The organism is Microbacterium sufflavum, from assembly GCF_023091155.1.
In the GTDB taxonomy this organism is placed as follows: Bacteria; Actinomycetota; Actinomycetes; order Actinomycetales; family Microbacteriaceae; genus Microbacterium; species Microbacterium sufflavum.
Genome location: NZ_JAHWXK010000002.1, coordinates 230443 through 245636 on the forward strand (window position 1 = coordinate 230443; position 15194 = coordinate 245636).

The 15194-nt window shown below is 69.9% G+C and carries 20 protein-coding genes; 19 read left to right on the forward strand and 1 reads right to left on the reverse strand.

Going from position 1 to position 15194, the window contains the following annotated elements; genetic code table 11:
- The first annotated feature begins 48 nt into the window (after positions 1–48).
- The 16 genes from KZC56_RS15665 to KZC56_RS15740 all read left to right on the forward strand — a co-directional run bounded on the left by KZC56_RS15665 (position 49) and on the right by KZC56_RS15740 (position 12912).
- The gene (locus KZC56_RS15665) at positions 49–702 is read left to right on the forward strand and encodes a DUF1990 domain-containing protein (RefSeq protein WP_136030542.1); all 654 of its coding nucleotides are present in this window, start codon (positions 49–51) and stop codon (positions 700–702) included.
- Positions 702–1919: a radical SAM family heme chaperone HemW gene (hemW, locus tag KZC56_RS15670; protein WP_247638971.1), complete on the forward strand. Its 1218-nt coding sequence runs from the start codon at positions 702–704 to the stop codon at positions 1917–1919. The genes KZC56_RS15665 and hemW overlap by 1 nt, the downstream gene beginning before the upstream one ends.
- A 104-nt stretch (positions 1920–2023) precedes the next feature.
- Complete coding sequence (gene hrcA, locus KZC56_RS15675) at positions 2024–3055, forward strand: heat-inducible transcriptional repressor HrcA (RefSeq protein ID WP_136036372.1); 1032 nt, start codon at positions 2024–2026, stop codon at positions 3053–3055.
- Between the two features lie 32 nt (positions 3056–3087).
- A complete protein-coding gene (gene dnaJ / locus KZC56_RS15680; RefSeq protein ID WP_136030548.1) occupies positions 3088–4203 on the forward strand; it encodes a molecular chaperone DnaJ in 1116 nt (371 codons plus the stop codon).
- Positions 4204–4205: 2 nt separating this feature from the next.
- Positions 4206–4934, forward strand: coding sequence for a 16S rRNA (uracil(1498)-N(3))-methyltransferase (locus tag KZC56_RS15685; protein ID WP_136030551.1), 729 nt, complete (start codon positions 4206–4208; stop codon positions 4932–4934).
- A 37-nt stretch (positions 4935–4971) separates the two neighbouring features.
- A complete protein-coding gene (locus KZC56_RS15690; RefSeq protein WP_136030553.1) occupies positions 4972–5319 on the forward strand; it encodes an HIT domain-containing protein in 348 nt (115 codons plus the stop codon).
- A gap of 46 nt (positions 5320–5365) precedes the next feature.
- Positions 5366–6391 (forward strand): PhoH family protein, encoded by a 1026-nt coding sequence (locus KZC56_RS15695; protein WP_206253364.1) that lies wholly within the window; start codon positions 5366–5368, stop codon positions 6389–6391.
- A complete protein-coding gene (gene ybeY / locus KZC56_RS15700; protein ID WP_136030557.1) occupies positions 6388–6849 on the forward strand; it encodes an rRNA maturation RNase YbeY in 462 nt (153 codons plus the stop codon). Before KZC56_RS15695 ends, ybeY begins: the two co-directional genes overlap by 4 nt.
- Positions 6846–8138, forward strand: coding sequence for a hemolysin family protein (locus KZC56_RS15705; protein ID WP_136030559.1), 1293 nt, complete (start codon positions 6846–6848; stop codon positions 8136–8138). Before ybeY ends, KZC56_RS15705 begins: the two co-directional genes overlap by 4 nt.
- Positions 8131–9027 carry a GTPase Era gene (gene era, locus KZC56_RS15710; RefSeq protein ID WP_136030561.1) on the forward strand — a complete coding sequence of 299 codons (897 nt, stop codon included), beginning with the start codon at positions 8131–8133 and terminating at the stop codon, positions 9025–9027. The genes KZC56_RS15705 and era overlap by 8 nt, the downstream gene beginning before the upstream one ends.
- A gap of 54 nt (positions 9028–9081) precedes the next feature.
- On the forward strand, positions 9082–9609 hold the full coding sequence (locus tag KZC56_RS15715; RefSeq protein ID WP_247638972.1) for an RNA polymerase sigma factor: 528 nt from the start codon (positions 9082–9084) through the stop codon (positions 9607–9609).
- Positions 9602–10582 carry a hypothetical protein gene (locus KZC56_RS15720; protein ID WP_247638973.1) on the forward strand — a complete coding sequence of 327 codons (981 nt, stop codon included), beginning with the start codon at positions 9602–9604 and terminating at the stop codon, positions 10580–10582. Before KZC56_RS15715 ends, KZC56_RS15720 begins: the two co-directional genes overlap by 8 nt.
- The gene (locus tag KZC56_RS15725; protein ID WP_247638974.1) at positions 10579–11058 is read left to right on the forward strand and encodes a hypothetical protein; all 480 of its coding nucleotides are present in this window, start codon (positions 10579–10581) and stop codon (positions 11056–11058) included. Before KZC56_RS15720 ends, KZC56_RS15725 begins: the two co-directional genes overlap by 4 nt.
- A 104-nt stretch (positions 11059–11162) precedes the next feature.
- Positions 11163–11711, forward strand: a complete 549-nt coding sequence (locus tag KZC56_RS15730) for an RNA polymerase sigma factor (protein WP_247638975.1) — start codon at positions 11163–11165, stop codon at positions 11709–11711.
- An 83-nt stretch (positions 11712–11794) separates the two neighbouring features.
- Positions 11795–12298 carry a hypothetical protein gene (locus KZC56_RS15735; RefSeq protein ID WP_247638976.1) on the forward strand — a complete coding sequence of 168 codons (504 nt, stop codon included), beginning with the start codon at positions 11795–11797 and terminating at the stop codon, positions 12296–12298.
- A gap of 257 nt (positions 12299–12555) precedes the next feature.
- The gene (locus KZC56_RS15740; protein ID WP_247638977.1) at positions 12556–12912 is read left to right on the forward strand and encodes a hypothetical protein; all 357 of its coding nucleotides are present in this window, start codon (positions 12556–12558) and stop codon (positions 12910–12912) included.
- A 176-nt stretch (positions 12913–13088) separates the two neighbouring features.
- On the opposite strand, the gene KZC56_RS15745 is transcribed toward KZC56_RS15740, so the two are convergent.
- Positions 13089–13466, reverse strand: a complete 378-nt coding sequence (locus KZC56_RS15745; protein WP_247638978.1) for a hypothetical protein — start codon at positions 13464–13466, stop codon at positions 13089–13091.
- A gap of 119 nt (positions 13467–13585) precedes the next feature.
- Between KZC56_RS15745 and KZC56_RS15750 the strand changes: the two genes are divergently transcribed.
- The 3 genes from KZC56_RS15750 to KZC56_RS15760 are packed head-to-tail and all read left to right on the forward strand — an operon-like array spanning position 13586 to position 15164.
- Complete coding sequence (locus tag KZC56_RS15750; protein WP_247638979.1) at positions 13586–14047, forward strand: hypothetical protein; 462 nt, start codon at positions 13586–13588, stop codon at positions 14045–14047.
- 14 nt (positions 14048–14061) lie between these two features.
- Positions 14062–14454, forward strand: coding sequence for a hypothetical protein (locus tag KZC56_RS15755; protein ID WP_136030581.1), 393 nt, complete (start codon positions 14062–14064; stop codon positions 14452–14454).
- On the forward strand, positions 14451–15164 hold the full coding sequence (locus KZC56_RS15760; protein ID WP_247638980.1) for a hypothetical protein: 714 nt from the start codon (positions 14451–14453) through the stop codon (positions 15162–15164). The genes KZC56_RS15755 and KZC56_RS15760 overlap by 4 nt, the downstream gene beginning before the upstream one ends.
- The last annotated feature ends 30 nt before the right edge of the window (positions 15165–15194 follow it).

Sequence of the window (15194 nt, forward strand, 5' to 3'; positions counted from 1 at the left end):
GTGGTGCGGGGGGTGTTCGCCCAGGGAACCCGAAGTAGGCTGGATCTCATGCGGCGCGGGACTTTCCGAGACGACACGGTGGACTATGCGGCCGTGGGTGCGACCCACGCCCCCGACCTGATGCAGTACCCGCCGGAGCGCAGCATCCCGGCGGAGGAGTCCTGGCGGATCGGCAGCGGCGAGGAGCGGTTCCAGACGGCGGGCGAGGCCCTGCTGTCGTGGACGGCGCAGCGCGCAGCCGGACTCTCGGTGGAAGACGTGCGTCCTGCCCCGGGCCCCGCGTACGCCGGGGTCAGCTTCGACGCCGAGGGCAACCCGATCGCGCCGAGCAAGCGCGATGTCGAGCCGCGCTATGACGCGGAGGGCATGCCGTTCGTCGGCGCCGGGATGACGCTGCACCTGCGCGGTCGGGTGGGCGGCATGCGCGCCGACTCCGAGCTGCGCGTGATCTCGGTCACCGAGGAGACACGGCGCATCGGCTTCGTGCTCGGGACGATCGGGGGCTCGGTCGTCAGCGGCGAGGAGTCGTTCGACGTCGACTGGCGCGAGGACAACGACGAGGTGTGGTTCACGGTGCGCGCGTTCGACGCGCCCAACGCGCTCGTCTACCGCCTGATCCCGGCACTCATGAAGCGGCGCCGCCGCGAGCTGTTCGCGCGGTACCTGCGCGCGATCTCCCCGCTGTACGCGACCCCCGTCTGATGGCGGGACCGCTTCCCCTCGGCGATCCGGCTCCCGCCGACGGCCGCCTGCCCGACGACCTGCCGATCTCTGCCGACACCCCGTTCTCGGCGTACCTGCACGTGCCGTTCTGCCGCGTGCGCTGCGGCTACTGCGACTTCAACACCTATACGTCGAGCGAGCTGCGCGGCGCGAAGCAGGAGGACTATGCGTCGACCCTGATCGGCGAGATCGCCCTCGCTCGCGGCGTGCTGGACGCCGCGGGGGCGCTGCGACCGATGGACACGGTGTTCTTCGGGGGCGGCACGCCGACGCTGCTGCCCCCGGGCGACCTCGCGCGCATGCTCGGCGCGGCGACCGCGGCGTTCGGGCTCGCGCCGGGTGCCGAGGTGACGGTGGAGGCGAACCCCGACACGGTGACACCCGAGGTGGCGCGCACCCTCGCGCAGGCCGGCGTCACGCGGTTGTCGATCGGCATGCAGTCGGCGGTGCCGCACGTGCTCGCCGCTCTCGATCGCACGCATCAGCCGGAGAACGTGCGGACGGCGGTGGCCGCGGCCAAGGGTGCGGGACTGGACGTCAGCGTCGATCTCATCTACGGCGCGCCGGGGGAGTCGCTCGCCGACTGGGAGGCGTCGCTCGATGCGGCCCTCCAGCTCGAGTCGGACCACATCTCCGCGTACGCGTTGATCATCGAGGACGGGACGAAGCTCGCGCGGCAGATCCGTCGCGGCGAGGTGCCTACCCCCGACGACGACCTGCAGGCGGACATGTACGAGCTGGCCGACGAGCGGCTGGCCGCGGCGGGTTTCGAGTGGTACGAGGTCAGCAACTGGGCGCGCACGCCGGAGCAGCGGTCGCGGCACAACCTGGCGTACTGGCGGGGGAGCGACTGGTGGGGCTTCGGTCCCGGCGCGCACAGCCACGTGGCGGGACTGCGCTGGTGGAACGTGAAGCATCCGGCCGCCTACGCGCAGCGGCTCGCGGCGTCCGCGTCTCCGGCGGCGGGACGGGAGCGCCCCGACGTGGAGGCCCAGACGCTCGAGCGCATCCTGCTGCTCAGCCGCATCCGCGAGGGCATCGCGGTGGACGACCTGCCCGCGGCGAACCGCCCCCGCGTGGCCGGGCTCATCGCGGACGGCCTGATCGACGCGGCGGCGGCGCTCCGCGGGCGCGTGCAGCTCACCCTGCGCGGACGCCTCCTCGCCGACGCGGTGGTGCGCGAGCTCACCGACTGAGTGATCGGCGCGCGGGTTCGGAGAACTCCCGGTCGTACGCGGTAGGATTGGCACTCAGGGTGTCAGAGTGCCAGCGTCCGGTCGTCAGCGGGAAGGGGTGGGCCATGGTCACAGAGCGAGGACTCCAGGTTCTCCGCGCGATCGTGCAGGACTACGTCGAGACGCACGAGCCGGTGGGCAGCCGATCGATCGTCGACCGGCACTCGTTCGGGGTGTCCGCGGCGACGATCCGCAACGACATGGCGCAGCTCGAAGACGAGGAGCTCATCACCGCCCCCCACACGTCGTCCGGTCGCGTGCCCACCGACAAGGGCTACCGCGTCTTCGTCAACCACCTCGCCCAGCTCCGTCCCCTCTCCTCGGCGCAGCGCTCGGCGATCGAGTCGTTCCTCGCCGACCCCGCCGACCTCGACGACCTCATGGCGCGCACGGTGCGGGTACTGACGCAGCTCACGGGTCAGGTCGCGCTGGCGCAGTATCCGTCGTTCGCCCGCGCGCGGGTCACGCACGTGGAGCTCGTCGCGCTGGCCCCCAACCGTCTCCTGACCGTGCTGGTGACCGATGCCGGCGGCGTCTCGCAGCGGATGACGGTGCTGCCGGATGCGATCGACGAGGCCGATCTCGGTGTGCTCCGCGCCCGGCTCTCCGCGCTCATCACGGGGCAGGCGATCGCGGAGGCGTCCGAGCGGCTGCAGACCCTGCTGGCCGCGGAGGAGACGCCGCGCGACCGCGTGCTGCGCACTCTCGCCGGCGTCCTCGTCGACGAGCTGGGCGGGTTCCGTCAGGAGCGACTGGTGATGGCGGGCGCGGCGACCCTCGCCCGCCGCGAGCACGACTTCCGCGGCAGCATCCACCCCCTCCTCGAGGCGATCGAGGAGCAGGTGACGCTGCTGCGGCTGATGAGCGAGATGGTGGCCGACGAGCACGGCCTGGCGGCCAGCATCGGCACCGAGAACGCGCCGTTCGGTCTCGGCGAGGCGTCGATCGTCGCGAGCGACTACGCGGCACCGACCGGAACGGCGCGCGTCGGCGTGATGGGGCCGACGCGCATGGACTATCCGAGCAACCTGGCGGCGGCGCGGGCGGTGGCCCGCTACCTGTCGCGGATGCTCGACGACGACGAGGCCGGCCGCTGACGCGGCCCCACGGAACACGCAGAAGGGCGATTGTGGCGGACCACTATGAGGTTCTCGGGGTGTCCCGGGACGCTTCCACGGATGAGATCAAGAAGGCGTACCGCCGACTGGCGCGGCAGCTCCACCCGGACGTGAATCCGGGCGAGGACGCGGCCGAGCGGTTCAAGCTCGTCACCCACGCGTACGACGTGCTCAGCGACGAGGAGTCGCGACGCCGCTACGACATGGGCGGCGGGGACGGCGCCGCGGGCAACTTCGGCGGCTTCGGCGGGTTCGGCGACATCTTCGAGACGTTCTTCGGCGCCGCGCAGGGCGGTGGCCGCGGAGCCCGACCCCGGTCGCGGCGCGAGCGCGGTCAAGACGCCCTGGTGCGCGTGACGCTCGAGCTGGGCGACGTCGTGTTCGGCGCACACCGCGACATCGAGGTCGACACCGCGGTGCTGTGCGAGACGTGTCAGGGCTCGTGCTGCCAGGAGGGCACGTCGCCCGTCACGTGCGACATCTGCGGCGGCACCGGCCACGTGCAGCGTCAGGTGCGCAGCCTGCTCGGCAACGTCGTCACCTCGCAGCCGTGCGGCACGTGCGAGGGCTACGGCACCACCATCCCGTATCCGTGCGGCACGTGCGGCGGACAGGGGCGCGTGCGCTCGCGGCGCACCGTGTCGCTCGACATCCCCGCCGGCGTGGAGACCGGACTGCGCCTGCAGCTGCCGGGCTCCGGTGAGGTCGGTCGCGCCGGTGGCCCCAACGGCGACCTGTACGTGGAGGTCACGGTCACCCCGCACCCCGCGTTCAGCCGGGAGGGCGACGACCTCCTCGCGACGCTCGAGGTGTCGATGACCGATGCGATCCTCGGCACCGACACGTCGATCGAGGGCCTGGACGGCGAGGTCGACCTGGAGATCCGCCCCGGTGTGCAGTCCGGCGACGTGCTGACGATCAAGGGCCGCGGCATCACGCCGCTGCGCGGCACCCAGCGCGGCGACCTGCGGGTGGGCGTGCAGGTCGTGACACCCACGAAGCTCGACGCGTCGCAGCGCAAGCTCATCGAGGACTTCGCGAAGAAGGCGAAGGCTCCGGCCCCGCAGCTCGCCCAGTTCCAGCAGGGGCTGTTCTCGAAGCTGCGCGACCGGTTCCGCGGACACTGATCGTGGCGCTCCACTTCCTGGTCGAGACGGCGGGAGGCGCGGCCGTCGGCGACCTGGTCACACTGACCGGCGCCGAGGCGAAGCACGCCGCCGTGGTGCGTCGGCTGCGCGTCGGCGAGGCCGTGACGGTGGGGGACGGCCGCGGCGTGTGGCTGACCGGCGTCGCGGAGGAGGTCTCGCCGTCGCGCGTCGAGGTGCGGGTGCAGGAGCGCGCGGAGTCGCCGGCGCCGTCGCCGAGGGTCGTGCTGGTGCAGGCGCTCGCGAAGGGCGACCGTGACGAGCTCGCGGTGCAGGCGGCGTGCGAGCTCGGCGTGGACGAGATCGTGCCGTGGCAGGCGGGTCGCAGCATCTCGCGCTGGGAGGGGCCCAAGGCCGCGAAGGGTCGCGAGCGCTGGGCGACGATCGTGCGCGAGGCGGCCAAGCAGGCCCATCGCGCATGGGTGCCGGAGGTCGCGCCGGTCGAGTCGACCGCGCAGCTGGCGGCGCGCGCGGCGCAGCAGCGGGTGCTGCTGCTCGACCCGACCGCGCCAGGGCGGCTGTCCGACCTGGAGCCCGACGGCCGCGACCTCGTGCTGGTGGTGGGGCCCGAGGGCGGCATCTCCGCCGAGGAGCTGGAGCGGCTCACGGCGGCGGGCGCGGAGCGCGTGCTCCTCGGCGACACGGTGCTGCGCACGTCCACGGCCGGACCGGCGGCGATCGCGGTGCTGTCGGTCGCTCTCGGCCGCTGGTGACCGCCGCCGCGTGCAGGGGCCCCGGTAAGCTGAACGCATGAGCGAACCCTCGATCTTCACGCGCATCCTGAACGGGGACATCCCCGGTGAGATCCTGCTCGATGCGGGTCGGGTGTTCGTGATCCGCGACATCAACCCGCAGGCTCCGCTGCACGCGCTCGTGATCCCGAAGACCGAGGAGTACCGCGACGTGACGGAGCTCGCGGCGGGTGACCCGGGTCTGCTGGCCGAGATGGTCGCGGCAGCGAAGCGCATCGCCGACGAGCACGCCAACGGCGAGTACCGCCTCATCTTCAACAACGGCGCGAGCGCCGCCCAGTCCGTCTTCCACGTGCACGCCCATGTGCTCGGCAATCTCGAGGAGAACAAGCTCGTTGGCTTCTGACGATCAGGAAACCGTCACCGAACGCATCTACGCGGACGGTGTCGCGATGGTGCAGCTGCTCGGTCCGCAGGACCGCCTGCTGCGGATGCTGGAACGCGAGCACCGCGATGTGCAGGTGCTCGTCCGCGGCAACGAGATCACCCTGACGGGCGAGCGCGACGCCGTCGCGAAGGCGAAGAACCTCGTCGACGAGCTGCTGGCGATGACGAAGGCCGGGCACGACCTGGCGCCCAGCGACGTGTCCAGCTCGGCGCGCATGCTCCGCACCGAGGGCGGTCCGCGCCCGAGCGAGGTGCTCGGCGAGGCGATCCTGTCGACCCGTGGCAAGGTGATCCGCCCGAAGACGCTCGGACAGAAGGAGTACGTCGACGCGATCGAGGAGAACACGATCGTGTTCGGCATCGGCCCGGCCGGTACCGGAAAGACCTACCTGGCGATGGCGAAGGCCGTGCAGGCGCTGCAGCGCAAGGAGGTCACGCGCATCATCCTCACCCGTCCGGCGGTGGAGGCGGGGGAGCGGCTGGGGTTCCTGCCCGGCACGCTCACCGACAAGATCGACCCGTACCTGCGCCCGCTGTACGACGCGCTGAACGAGATGATGGACCCGGAGATCGTGCCGCGCCTGATGGCCACGGGGACGATCGAGGTGGCGCCGCTCGCGTACATGCGCGGTCGCACGCTCAACGACTCGTTCGTGGTGCTCGACGAGGCGCAGAACACCACGCCGGAGCAGATGAAGATGTTCCTGACGCGGCTGGGCTTCGGCACCAAGATGGTCGTCACGGGCGACATCACCCAGGTCGACCTGCCGCAGGGGTCTTCGGGACTGCGGCTCGTGACGCGGGTGCTCGACGGGATCGACGACATCCACTTCACCCGGCTGACCAGCGACGACGTGGTGCGGCACTCGCTCGTGGGGCGCATCGTCGACGCGTACAGCGAGTACGACGAGAAGCGCACGGCGCAGCGGTTCGAGCGCGAGCAGGCCGCGGAGTTCGCCAACAGGGCCGAGCGCCGCGGGGCGCAGCGACCAGGACCACGCGACCGGATGCCGAAACGGGGGCTCTCATGATCGAGATCAACAACGAGTCGGCGATCGACGTCGACGAGACGGTGCTGCAGCGGCTCACCGACTTCAACCTGGAGCAGCTGCACGTCAGCCCGGACGCCGAGGTGGCGATCGTGCTCGTCGACGAGGGCGCCATGGAGGCGCTGCATGTGCAGTGGATGGACGAGCCGGGCCCGACCGACGTGCTCAGCTTCCCGATGGACGAGCTGCGCCCCGGCACCGAGGACCGCCCGACGCCTCCCGGCCTGCTGGGCGATATCGTGCTGTGCCCGCAGGTGGCGGAGACCCAGGCGCAGGCGGCCGGCCACACCCTGATGGACGAGCTGATCCTGCTCACCACGCACGGTCTGCTGCACCTGCTCGGCTTCGATCACGCGGAGCCGGAGGAGGAGCGGGAGATGTTCGGACTCCAGAAGCAGCTGATCCAGGGCTTCGCCGTGTCCGAGCGCCGCCGCCGATGACGGAGATCCTGCTGCTGATCGCCGCCGTGCTGCTGGTGGCCTTCGGCGGCCTCATGGCTGCGATCGACGCGGCCTACGGCGTCACGTCCCGGGCCGGCCTCGCAGATCTGGCGACCGAGGGGCGACGGGCGAAGGCGCTCGAGCGGATCGCCGCCGACCTCGACGCGCACGTCAACGCGGTCGCGTTCATCCGTGTGCTCGCGGAGGTCACCGCGGCCGTGCTCGTCACGGTGGCGTTCACGATCATGTTCGAGAGCATCTGGTGGGCGATGCTCGCCGCGGCCATCCTGATGACGGGCATCACGTTCGTGCTCGTCGGCGCCAGTCCGCGCACGTTCGGCCACCAGCACGCTGAGGCCATGATCCGCGGGAGCGCGGGCATCGTGCGCGGTCTGCGCATCATCCTCGGCCCGCTCGCCCAGGGGCTGGTCGTGCTCGGCAACCGGGTCACGCCCGGCACGGGTCGCAGCTCGTTCTCGAGCGAGGACCAGCTGCTGAGCATGGTCGACGAGGCCGCGTCGAACGACCTCATCGAGGAGGACGACCGCGATCTCATCCACTCGGTGTTCGACTTCACCGACCAGTTCGTGCGGGCGGTGATGGTGCCGCGCACCGAGATGGTCACCGTGGACGCGGAGGCCACCACCGACGAGGCCATGTCGCTGTTCCTGCAGCGCGGGGTGTCGCGCATGCCGGTCGTGGACGACGAGGCCGACGACGTGGTCGGGGTGCTGTATCTGAAGGATCTGGTGCAGTTCGCCTACCGCGACGACCTGGCCTGGCGCGCGGCGTCGATCCGCCCGATCGCCCGCCCCGCGACGTTCGTGCCGGAGTCGATGCGCGCCGAGACGCTGCTGCAGCAGATGAAGCGCGACGCGGTGCACGTGTGCCTGGTGATCGACGAGCACGGCGGGATCTCCGGGCTTGTGACCCTGGAGGACCTGATCGAGGAGCTCGTCGGCGAGATCTCCGACGAGTACGATCAGGTATCCGCGGAGTTCGTGGATCTCGGTGCCGGACGCTACCGCGTCAGCTCCCGGCTGTCGCTGGAAGACGTCGGCGACCTGTTCGGCCTCGAGCTCGAGGATGAGGACGTCGACTCGATCGGCGGTCTGCTCGGCAAGGCGCTCGGACAGGTGCCGCAGCCCGGGGCGACGGCGGTCGTGGACGGTCTGGTCCTCACCGGCGGGGCCTCTCGGGGGCGCGGCCGCGGGATCGCGACGGTGTTCGTCGAGAGGGCCGCGGTGGCGGACGAGGTGCAGGAAGAAGGAGAGCGACGCGATGACTGAGGACACCCGGAGCGGATTCGTGACCTTCGTCGGTCGACCGAACGTCGGCAAGTCCACCCTGACGAACGCGCTGGTGGGCGACAAGATCGCGATCACGAGCGAGAAGCCGCAGACGACGCGGCGCGCGATCCGCGGCATCCTGAACCGCCCGGACGGGCAGCTCGTGATCGTGGACACTCCCGGCATCCACAAGCCGCGCACCCTCCTGGGCGAGCGTTTGAACGACCTGGTGGAGCAGGTGCTGGGCGACGTCGACGTGATCGGGTTCTGCGTGCCGGCGACCGAGAAGGTCGGACCGGGCGATCGTCGCATCGCCGCCTCGCTCGACGGCTACCCGCGTGCGCAGAAGATCGCGATCGTCACGAAGACCGATGCGGCGGGGCGCGACGAGATCACGGAGCGCCTCATGGAGGTCGACTCGTTGCGCGAGGACTGGGCGGCCGTCATCCCGCTCTCGGCACTGACGCGCGATCAGCTCGATGTGCTCGCCGACGAGATCCTGCAGCTCATGCCCGAGGGACCCGCGCTGTATCCGGCCGGGATCACGACGGACGAGTCGAACGAGGACCGCATCGCCGAGATCATCCGCGAGGCGGCGCTCGACGGCGTGCGCGATGAGCTCCCGCACTCGATCGCCGTGGTCGTGGACGACATCGCCCCCCGCGAGGACAGCGACCTGACGGACGTGCACGCGTCGATCGTGGTGGAGCGCGACAGCCAGAAGGCGATCATCATCGGCCATAAGGGCTCGCGGTTGCGCGACGTGGGCGCTCGCGCAAGGACGGGCATCGAGGAGCTGCTGGGCACGCGGGTGTTCCTCGGACTGCACGTCAAGGTCGCGAAGGAGTGGCAGCGCGACCCCAAGCAGCTCGGCCGACTCGGGTTCTGACATGAGACGGGGCACGACGTCGAAGGCGGCGGGCAGACCGCCGACCCCGCGGTCATGAGCGGCCGCAGCGAGGACCCGAACACGCTGCGGCACGAGGTCTTCACACGAGTGTTCGACGAGCACTGGGCGGCGGTGCGCCACCACATCGAGGGCGTGGTCGGTGACGACGACGAGGTCACCGAGATCGTGTCGGAGGTGTTCCTGGCCGCGTGGTCGCGTCCGCGACCGAGTCGTCCGCCCGGTCGGGTGTGGCTGCTGCGCGAGGCCGACCGTCGTCTGCGCACCCGTGGTCGACGGGGGGCGACCCGGCTCAGGGCACTCGATGCGCTGCACAACGGGCTGTCCGGCGACCCGGCGCCGCTGGGGCTCGTCGGCCGCAGTGAGGTGCTGCACGCGGTGGGTACCCTCAGCCCGGCCCAACGGCGTATCATCATGCTCACGTATTGGGATGGACTCACGGTGGGGGAGATCGCGGAGCTGGTGCGCGCATCGGAGTCACGGGTACGGAAGACGTTGCGTCTGGCGGAGGATCGGCTTCGCGCGGCGCTGGGCCTGGAGGGGACGGATACGCGTGATGCCTGACAACGCCCTGCTCGAGCGAGCGCTCACCGCTGCGGATCCGGCGCGGACTCCGCGCGATGCGGAACCGGACGCACGGGCGATCGCGACGCGCGACCGCATCCTGCGCAGCTCCCGGGAGCCGCAGCGTCGCCGGGCGCGCCGAGTCGGGTGGGCGGCGGGACTCACCGCCGTCGCGGCGTCGGCTGCTCTCGCGTTCGGGGTGCTGCTGCCGCAGGGCGCGGCCGTTGCGGGCACACCCACCCCGCTCGCGTTCGACGGATCCGCTTCACTCGCCGAAACCGTGGCGGCGGCCGACACCGACCTCGGCGTGTTCCACGAGCCGGAGACGCCTGAGCGCTCCGTGCGCGCCGCATCGTGGTCGTTCTCCGTCGACGTCGACGCCGGGCGGGCCGAGATCGTGCCGCAGCTGTCGACGTTCCAGTGGAGCGACGAACTCTCGGGAGAGGCGATCGCGATCAATGGTGTCGCCTACGACCCGGGCGACGCGGTCGCCAACCAGGAGGCCGAGGTCGTGAGCACGGGTGAGGTGGCGTCGCGCGTCACGTACGCACCCGGCGAGTTCGTGACGCCCGTCGTCGCGGTGCCGGGAGAGACGCCCGCCGACGTGCGGGCGCTGCTGGAGGCGTTCGGGCTTCCGAAGGAGCCGAGTGCGTTCGACGTGGTCACGGCGGTCACCTCCGTCTTCGGGCAGTGGACGCTGACGAACGCGCAGCACGCCGAGCTGCTCGCGCTCATCGAGGACTCGGGCGGTGCGCAGGCGCTGGGCGCGACGACGGACCGGCTGGGTCGTCCGGTCGCGGGCATCCGGGTGATCGCCGCGGACGGTGCCGTCAGCGACGACGTGCTGGTGTCGCTCGACAGCGGGCGCATCGTGGGCGTGGAGCGCACGGTGCTCGTGGACGACGGGATCGTGGCCCCTGGCTCGATCACGGACTACCGCATGTGGGATCTCGACGAGGAGATGATCGAATGAGGCGTACGCGCGCGACGATGGCGGCCCTGGTGGGCCTGGTGCTGGTGCTGACCGGGGTGCCCACTGCGGCATCAGCGGCGGCGAACCCGGATGCGGTCGATCCGCAGGCGGCGCAGCTGCTCGAGGAGGTTCCGGGCGGCGAGCTGGTTGCGCCGGGTCACATCGTCTGGCCCGAGCTCGACATGGAGTTCGTGGCGGCTTCCGGCTCGTCCGGGCTGAGCGCCCGGTCCGTGGGCAGCTGCTCCACAGGTCGCATCTGCGCGTACACCGCGTACAACCTCTCCGGCAGCATCCTCAGCTGGGGGAGCTGCGGCAGCATCGCGATCCCCTCGACCTTCGTGACCCGGTCGATCGCCAACGCGCGCACCTCCGGCTACGCCCAGGCCCGCAACGGCAGCACCGTGCTCGCGACGGTGTACGCGAACGGCTCCGCCAACGTCTACGGCTCGGCGAACAACATCCGCTGCTACCTCTGAGCGCTGGTGTCGGGGGAGGAGGGCGTTGAGCGCCCGGTGTCCGGTGCCGGCGGGGGTGCCCCGTGAGTCGTCGCGCGGAGGAGCGTGCCGCCGAGCGCGAGCGCGTGTTCACCGCGATCTACGCCCAGCACTGGGCCGCCGTGCAACGACATGTGGAGTGCACGCTCGACGATGACGCGGAGGTGGCCGAGGTGGTCGCCGACGTGTTCCTCCTCGCCTGGCGCAAGCTGGATCCGGCGTGCCCGCTCGGATTGGTGTGGTTGCTGCGGGCATGCGACAACAAGCTCAAGGATCGCGACCGGAGTGAGCGAGCCCATGCGAGAGCGATCGACGCCGTCCGCACCGGGCACCGGGCGCCGCAGGGCGACCTGCTCGACGCGCTCGCGGTGCGTCGAGCGATCGACACGGTGCTGACGCCGCGAGAGCGTCGGATCGTGATTCTCGCGTACTGGGACCGGTTGGCCGCCGGCGAGATCGCTGAGCTTCTGCGGTGCAGCCAGGGAACCGTCTGGACGACCCTCAGCCGGGCGCGACGGAAGCTGCAGAGCGAGCTCGGCCTGTCGCCGATCGCGAGTGCTCCGCGGGTCGAGGCCCTGTCCATTGCACGAGCCGGCAATACCTTACGGCCGAGTATTTCCGCTCCGGGGGTGTAGACCCACCGGCTTCACTGCCCCTAGCGTGCCGCTGTGACTTCCCCCCCCCCGCTCGGGCTCGCCCGCGAAGGACGGTACTCGTCATGCTGAAGAGGGCGGTGATCCGGGTCGCCGCGGTCGCACTGGGGTTGATGGGTGCCGCGGCCCTGTCGGGATGCGTGCCGTCGCGACCCGTCTTCCTGGGGCCGGTCGCCCTCACAGTCGTCGACGACCGGTTCGCGTGGGTGCAGTGCCTCGATGAGGCGTGGGTCATCGATTACATCTCCACGGCCGTGCGCGAAGAGTGGGGATCAGAGGACGAGGTGGTGCTCTTCTCCGCGACCGCCGACGAGGGGCGGGCCGTCGCTGTGCCCTCCGGTGAGCCGATCCTTCCCGACACCTTCCCTGACTTCTCTGTGACCAGCAGCCGCGAGTACCCGGTGTCGAGTCTGGACGGACCTGTCACCGTGTACGTCATCCTTTCCGGGCCGGACCACCGCGCGGAGATGTCGTTCAAGAACGTCGCGATCGATTCACTCGTGGAGGGTGCGTACGTGTATCACTCCGGGGAGGTGAGCGACGAGCCCTGCGGCATGGACACCGAGTGAGCGGCGGTGTTCTCGACGCGAAGACAGGCCGGTCGGACCCCTGCATTGCACGAGGCGGCAATACCTTACAGCCGGGTATTTCCACTCCGGGGATGTAGACCCATCGGCTTGACTGCCCCTAGCGTGCCGCTGTGGCCTCCCCGCTCAACCTTCGTCTGCCCCGTTCGTGGCGCTCAGCTCGCGCGGTGAGGCCGCTTCACGCGGCTGCGGTACTGGGACTCGCCGTCGTCGCGTGTGCCGGATGCTCAGGTGGCGCCGTGCCTGATGTGGAGGTGTCCGAGGACGACCTGATCGGCGTGTGGACGGCGACGTCCGGAACGGCGGAGTTCGAGCTGCATGAGGGCGGAGGGGTGAGCGCGGAGGACTGGCCGGCATCGATGTGGTGTGACGCCGCGCCAGACACCGGTCCATCGTTCCCTTCCCTGACCGGCCACTGGTCCGCGGGATACGGGGACAGCGCTATCGCGTTCAGCCTGAATCCGCCCTGCAACGCGATGCCTGCCCTGTTCGCTTTCGAGGACGCACAGGGCTCGGTCGAGCTGTGGTACTTCGCACCGGGCGTTGACCGCGACTCGAATCCCGACCCCGAAACGGTGTTCAAGAGGTCAGGATGATGTCCGTCTTCGCGACGCCACCGAAGTCTCAGGGCGTCTGGGGCATGGCGTCGAGCCCTACCTCGGACGGGACCGTTTCGGAGGATCCGTGCGGCAAGGCGAGTGCTCGCGAATGAAGACTTCGCGAGCATGGGCGAGGCGAGGACGAAGGGCGCGATGACCACGTTGGGCACCAGCTACTCGGCGCGGTGGCGCGCATGCGCCGTTGCGGTCGGGACGTCGAACACGATCGTGGGAGCGGTCTTGGGGTTGATGTACGGCCTGTACTCGTTCCCCTTCACCGGGGGTTCCATCCATGCTGATGGGAACGCGGGACACGTTCTGAGCTCGATCATCGTGAGCGCGGTTTTCGGACTCATCTTTCCGACAGCGTTGAGCCTTCTCGCGATGATTCCGCGACGTGCTCGCTCCCACCTGTGGCCGGTATCGGTCGCCGTGGGACCAACGGCCTTTTCCCTCCTCAGCTTCGTGTTCGTCTGGTCCTTCCCGGTCGTCCTTGCCTTCGTCGCTGTGGCATCGATAGCCGGAAGTGCGCTCAGCATCGTGGCGGTCACGCTTGTGCATGGTGTGCAGAGAAAAGAGGGAGACCGTTGATGTCGGAATGCGCGGATTCTGAGTGCGGCGCGGGGAACCGTGGGAGGTTCGAGCCGGTGATCGGGGAGGACGGTGCAGAGTGAAGGACGAGTGTGGCGTCCGGCGTCTTCGGTACCCGGTCGCGGTGGTGCTCGTCTGCGCGGGTCTAGCGCTCTTTCTGGGGTTCCTCTACCGGCTCGTCTTTCTCGCGCCATTGCTTCGTGAGCGAGGAGGGGCTGAGGCAATGGCGGATGCGCTCAGATCGAGCGTCGCGTTCTTCGTGGTGCTTCTCATCGCAGCTCTACCGGCAGTCATTGCGCGCAGGACGAGTGCGCGATGGTGGGGAAGAGTTCTCGCCGCCGTGATCTCGGGGTTCCTGGTGGCTCTGTGCACCTGGTTCTTGCTCGCGCAGGCCAACGGTTTCCCGATAGCTGCGGGAGTGATCGCCTCGCTCGGGTTCTTCGTGCTCTTGGTCGCTGACCGCGAGATCGTGTTCAGGAGGTCAGGCTTGATGTCCGCCAGCGCCGACCATCAGTCGGTTCTGCGGGGAGAGGAGGAATGAGCATGAGACGTGCCATGCCGTTTCTGCTCGCCATTGCAGGGACGACCGCGGTCCAGATGGCGTCGATCTTCGTGACGTGGCTGGGGTGGTTCGGCGGCGGGCCGTTGCTGTCCTCCCCGGAGGACATCCTGAACCGCATCGGTTTCGGACTGGCGGTGATCATCGTGCTGTCTTCTGCAACCTGCATTCCGATGGTCTTCATCGCTCGCTCGCGAAGTGGGGCGAGAACGGCCGTGACTGTTTCTGCGATCTTCACCGTGATCCAGGCCCTTCTGTATTCACTTCTGTTGTTCTGGCGGCCGCTCCCGCCCTATCCGGGTCTGACGCTGCTTCTCCTCGCCGGGCTCTTCGCGGTGGACTTCCTCGTCATCGTCCTGGCCCGAGACGTCGCGAAGGAGTCGCCGTGACGGCGGAGCGAGGGCACGACATTACGGAGGCGTCGACGAAGGGCGGGGTCATGGCGAAGCACTGGATGGCGACGGCAGCGGGGTCTCCGGAGTCGTGGGAGTTCGAGGAGTACGACCCCGCGGCGCCGCGCGAGGGCGAGGTCACGATCCGCGTCCGCGCGGCCGAGGTGAAGGGGGAACCACTCACGCTGAGGCGATTCCTCTGTCGACCCCTGGCGGTAGGAGCCGTGGTGCTCGCGAGTTCGCTTGTCCTCTCGGCCTGCGCGTTTCTTCCCGGGGTGCCAGAGGACCAACCACTCTCGCTTGCGGTGCGTGGCGGAACTCCGATCTTGAGCTGGTGTGCGCCCAGCGCCGAGGTCGTCCGCGTGCGTGTGTACTACGGGACGGTGTCTGCCGACGACGCGGAGCTGGTGATCGATGCGAGGGGGCGCCTCCCTGTTACTCCTGGGGCGGAAGTAACACCTGACGGGCTCCCCGAGCAGTGGGTCGTGGAGCGTCACGAGTACGCCGGGGCGGAGCTTTCGGAGATCGGCGTGACGGTGGACTACGAGGCGCGGGACGCCGAGGGGGAGCTGGTCGAAGGGAGCTTCGGTGCAGACTTCGAGAACGAGGGCGCGTCCGATCTGGATTCTTGGCCGGACAACGGGTGGATCTGGGCGAACGGGACCGTGTCGACCGATCCGTGCGGCATGCCGAGTTCTCACGAGTAATCCGTGAATCGGAACGCGTCGTCTCAGCGC

What these genes read in the sequence shown, in the direction of transcription:
- KZC56_RS15735 (WP_247638976.1), top strand. Translation starts at nt 11,795, where the DNA reads ATGCTGAAGAGGGCGGTGATCCGGGTCGCCGCGGTCGCACTGGGGTTG.
- KZC56_RS15665 (WP_136030542.1), top strand. Translation starts at nt 49, where the DNA reads ATGCGGCGCGGGACTTTCCGAGACGACACGGTGGACTATGCGGCCGTG.
- KZC56_RS15715 (WP_247638972.1), top strand. Translation starts at nt 9,082, where the DNA reads ATGAGCGGCCGCAGCGAGGACCCGAACACGCTGCGGCACGAGGTCTTC.
- hemW (WP_247638971.1), top strand. Translation starts at nt 702, where the DNA reads ATGGCGGGACCGCTTCCCCTCGGCGATCCGGCTCCCGCCGACGGCCGC.
- era (WP_136030561.1), top strand. Translation starts at nt 8,131, where the DNA reads ATGACTGAGGACACCCGGAGCGGATTCGTGACCTTCGTCGGTCGACCG.
- KZC56_RS15720 (WP_247638973.1), top strand. Translation starts at nt 9,602, where the DNA reads ATGCCTGACAACGCCCTGCTCGAGCGAGCGCTCACCGCTGCGGATCCG.
- KZC56_RS15725 (WP_247638974.1), top strand. Translation starts at nt 10,579, where the DNA reads ATGAGGCGTACGCGCGCGACGATGGCGGCCCTGGTGGGCCTGGTGCTG.
- KZC56_RS15755 (WP_136030581.1), top strand. Translation starts at nt 14,062, where the DNA reads ATGCCGTTTCTGCTCGCCATTGCAGGGACGACCGCGGTCCAGATGGCG.
- KZC56_RS15695 (WP_206253364.1), top strand. Translation starts at nt 5,366, where the DNA reads ATGGTGCAGCTGCTCGGTCCGCAGGACCGCCTGCTGCGGATGCTGGAA.
- KZC56_RS15705 (WP_136030559.1), top strand. Translation starts at nt 6,846, where the DNA reads ATGACGGAGATCCTGCTGCTGATCGCCGCCGTGCTGCTGGTGGCCTTC.
- KZC56_RS15690 (WP_136030553.1), top strand. Translation starts at nt 4,972, where the DNA reads ATGAGCGAACCCTCGATCTTCACGCGCATCCTGAACGGGGACATCCCC.
- ybeY (WP_136030557.1), top strand. Translation starts at nt 6,388, where the DNA reads ATGATCGAGATCAACAACGAGTCGGCGATCGACGTCGACGAGACGGTG.
- hrcA (WP_136036372.1), top strand. Translation starts at nt 2,024, where the DNA reads ATGGTCACAGAGCGAGGACTCCAGGTTCTCCGCGCGATCGTGCAGGAC.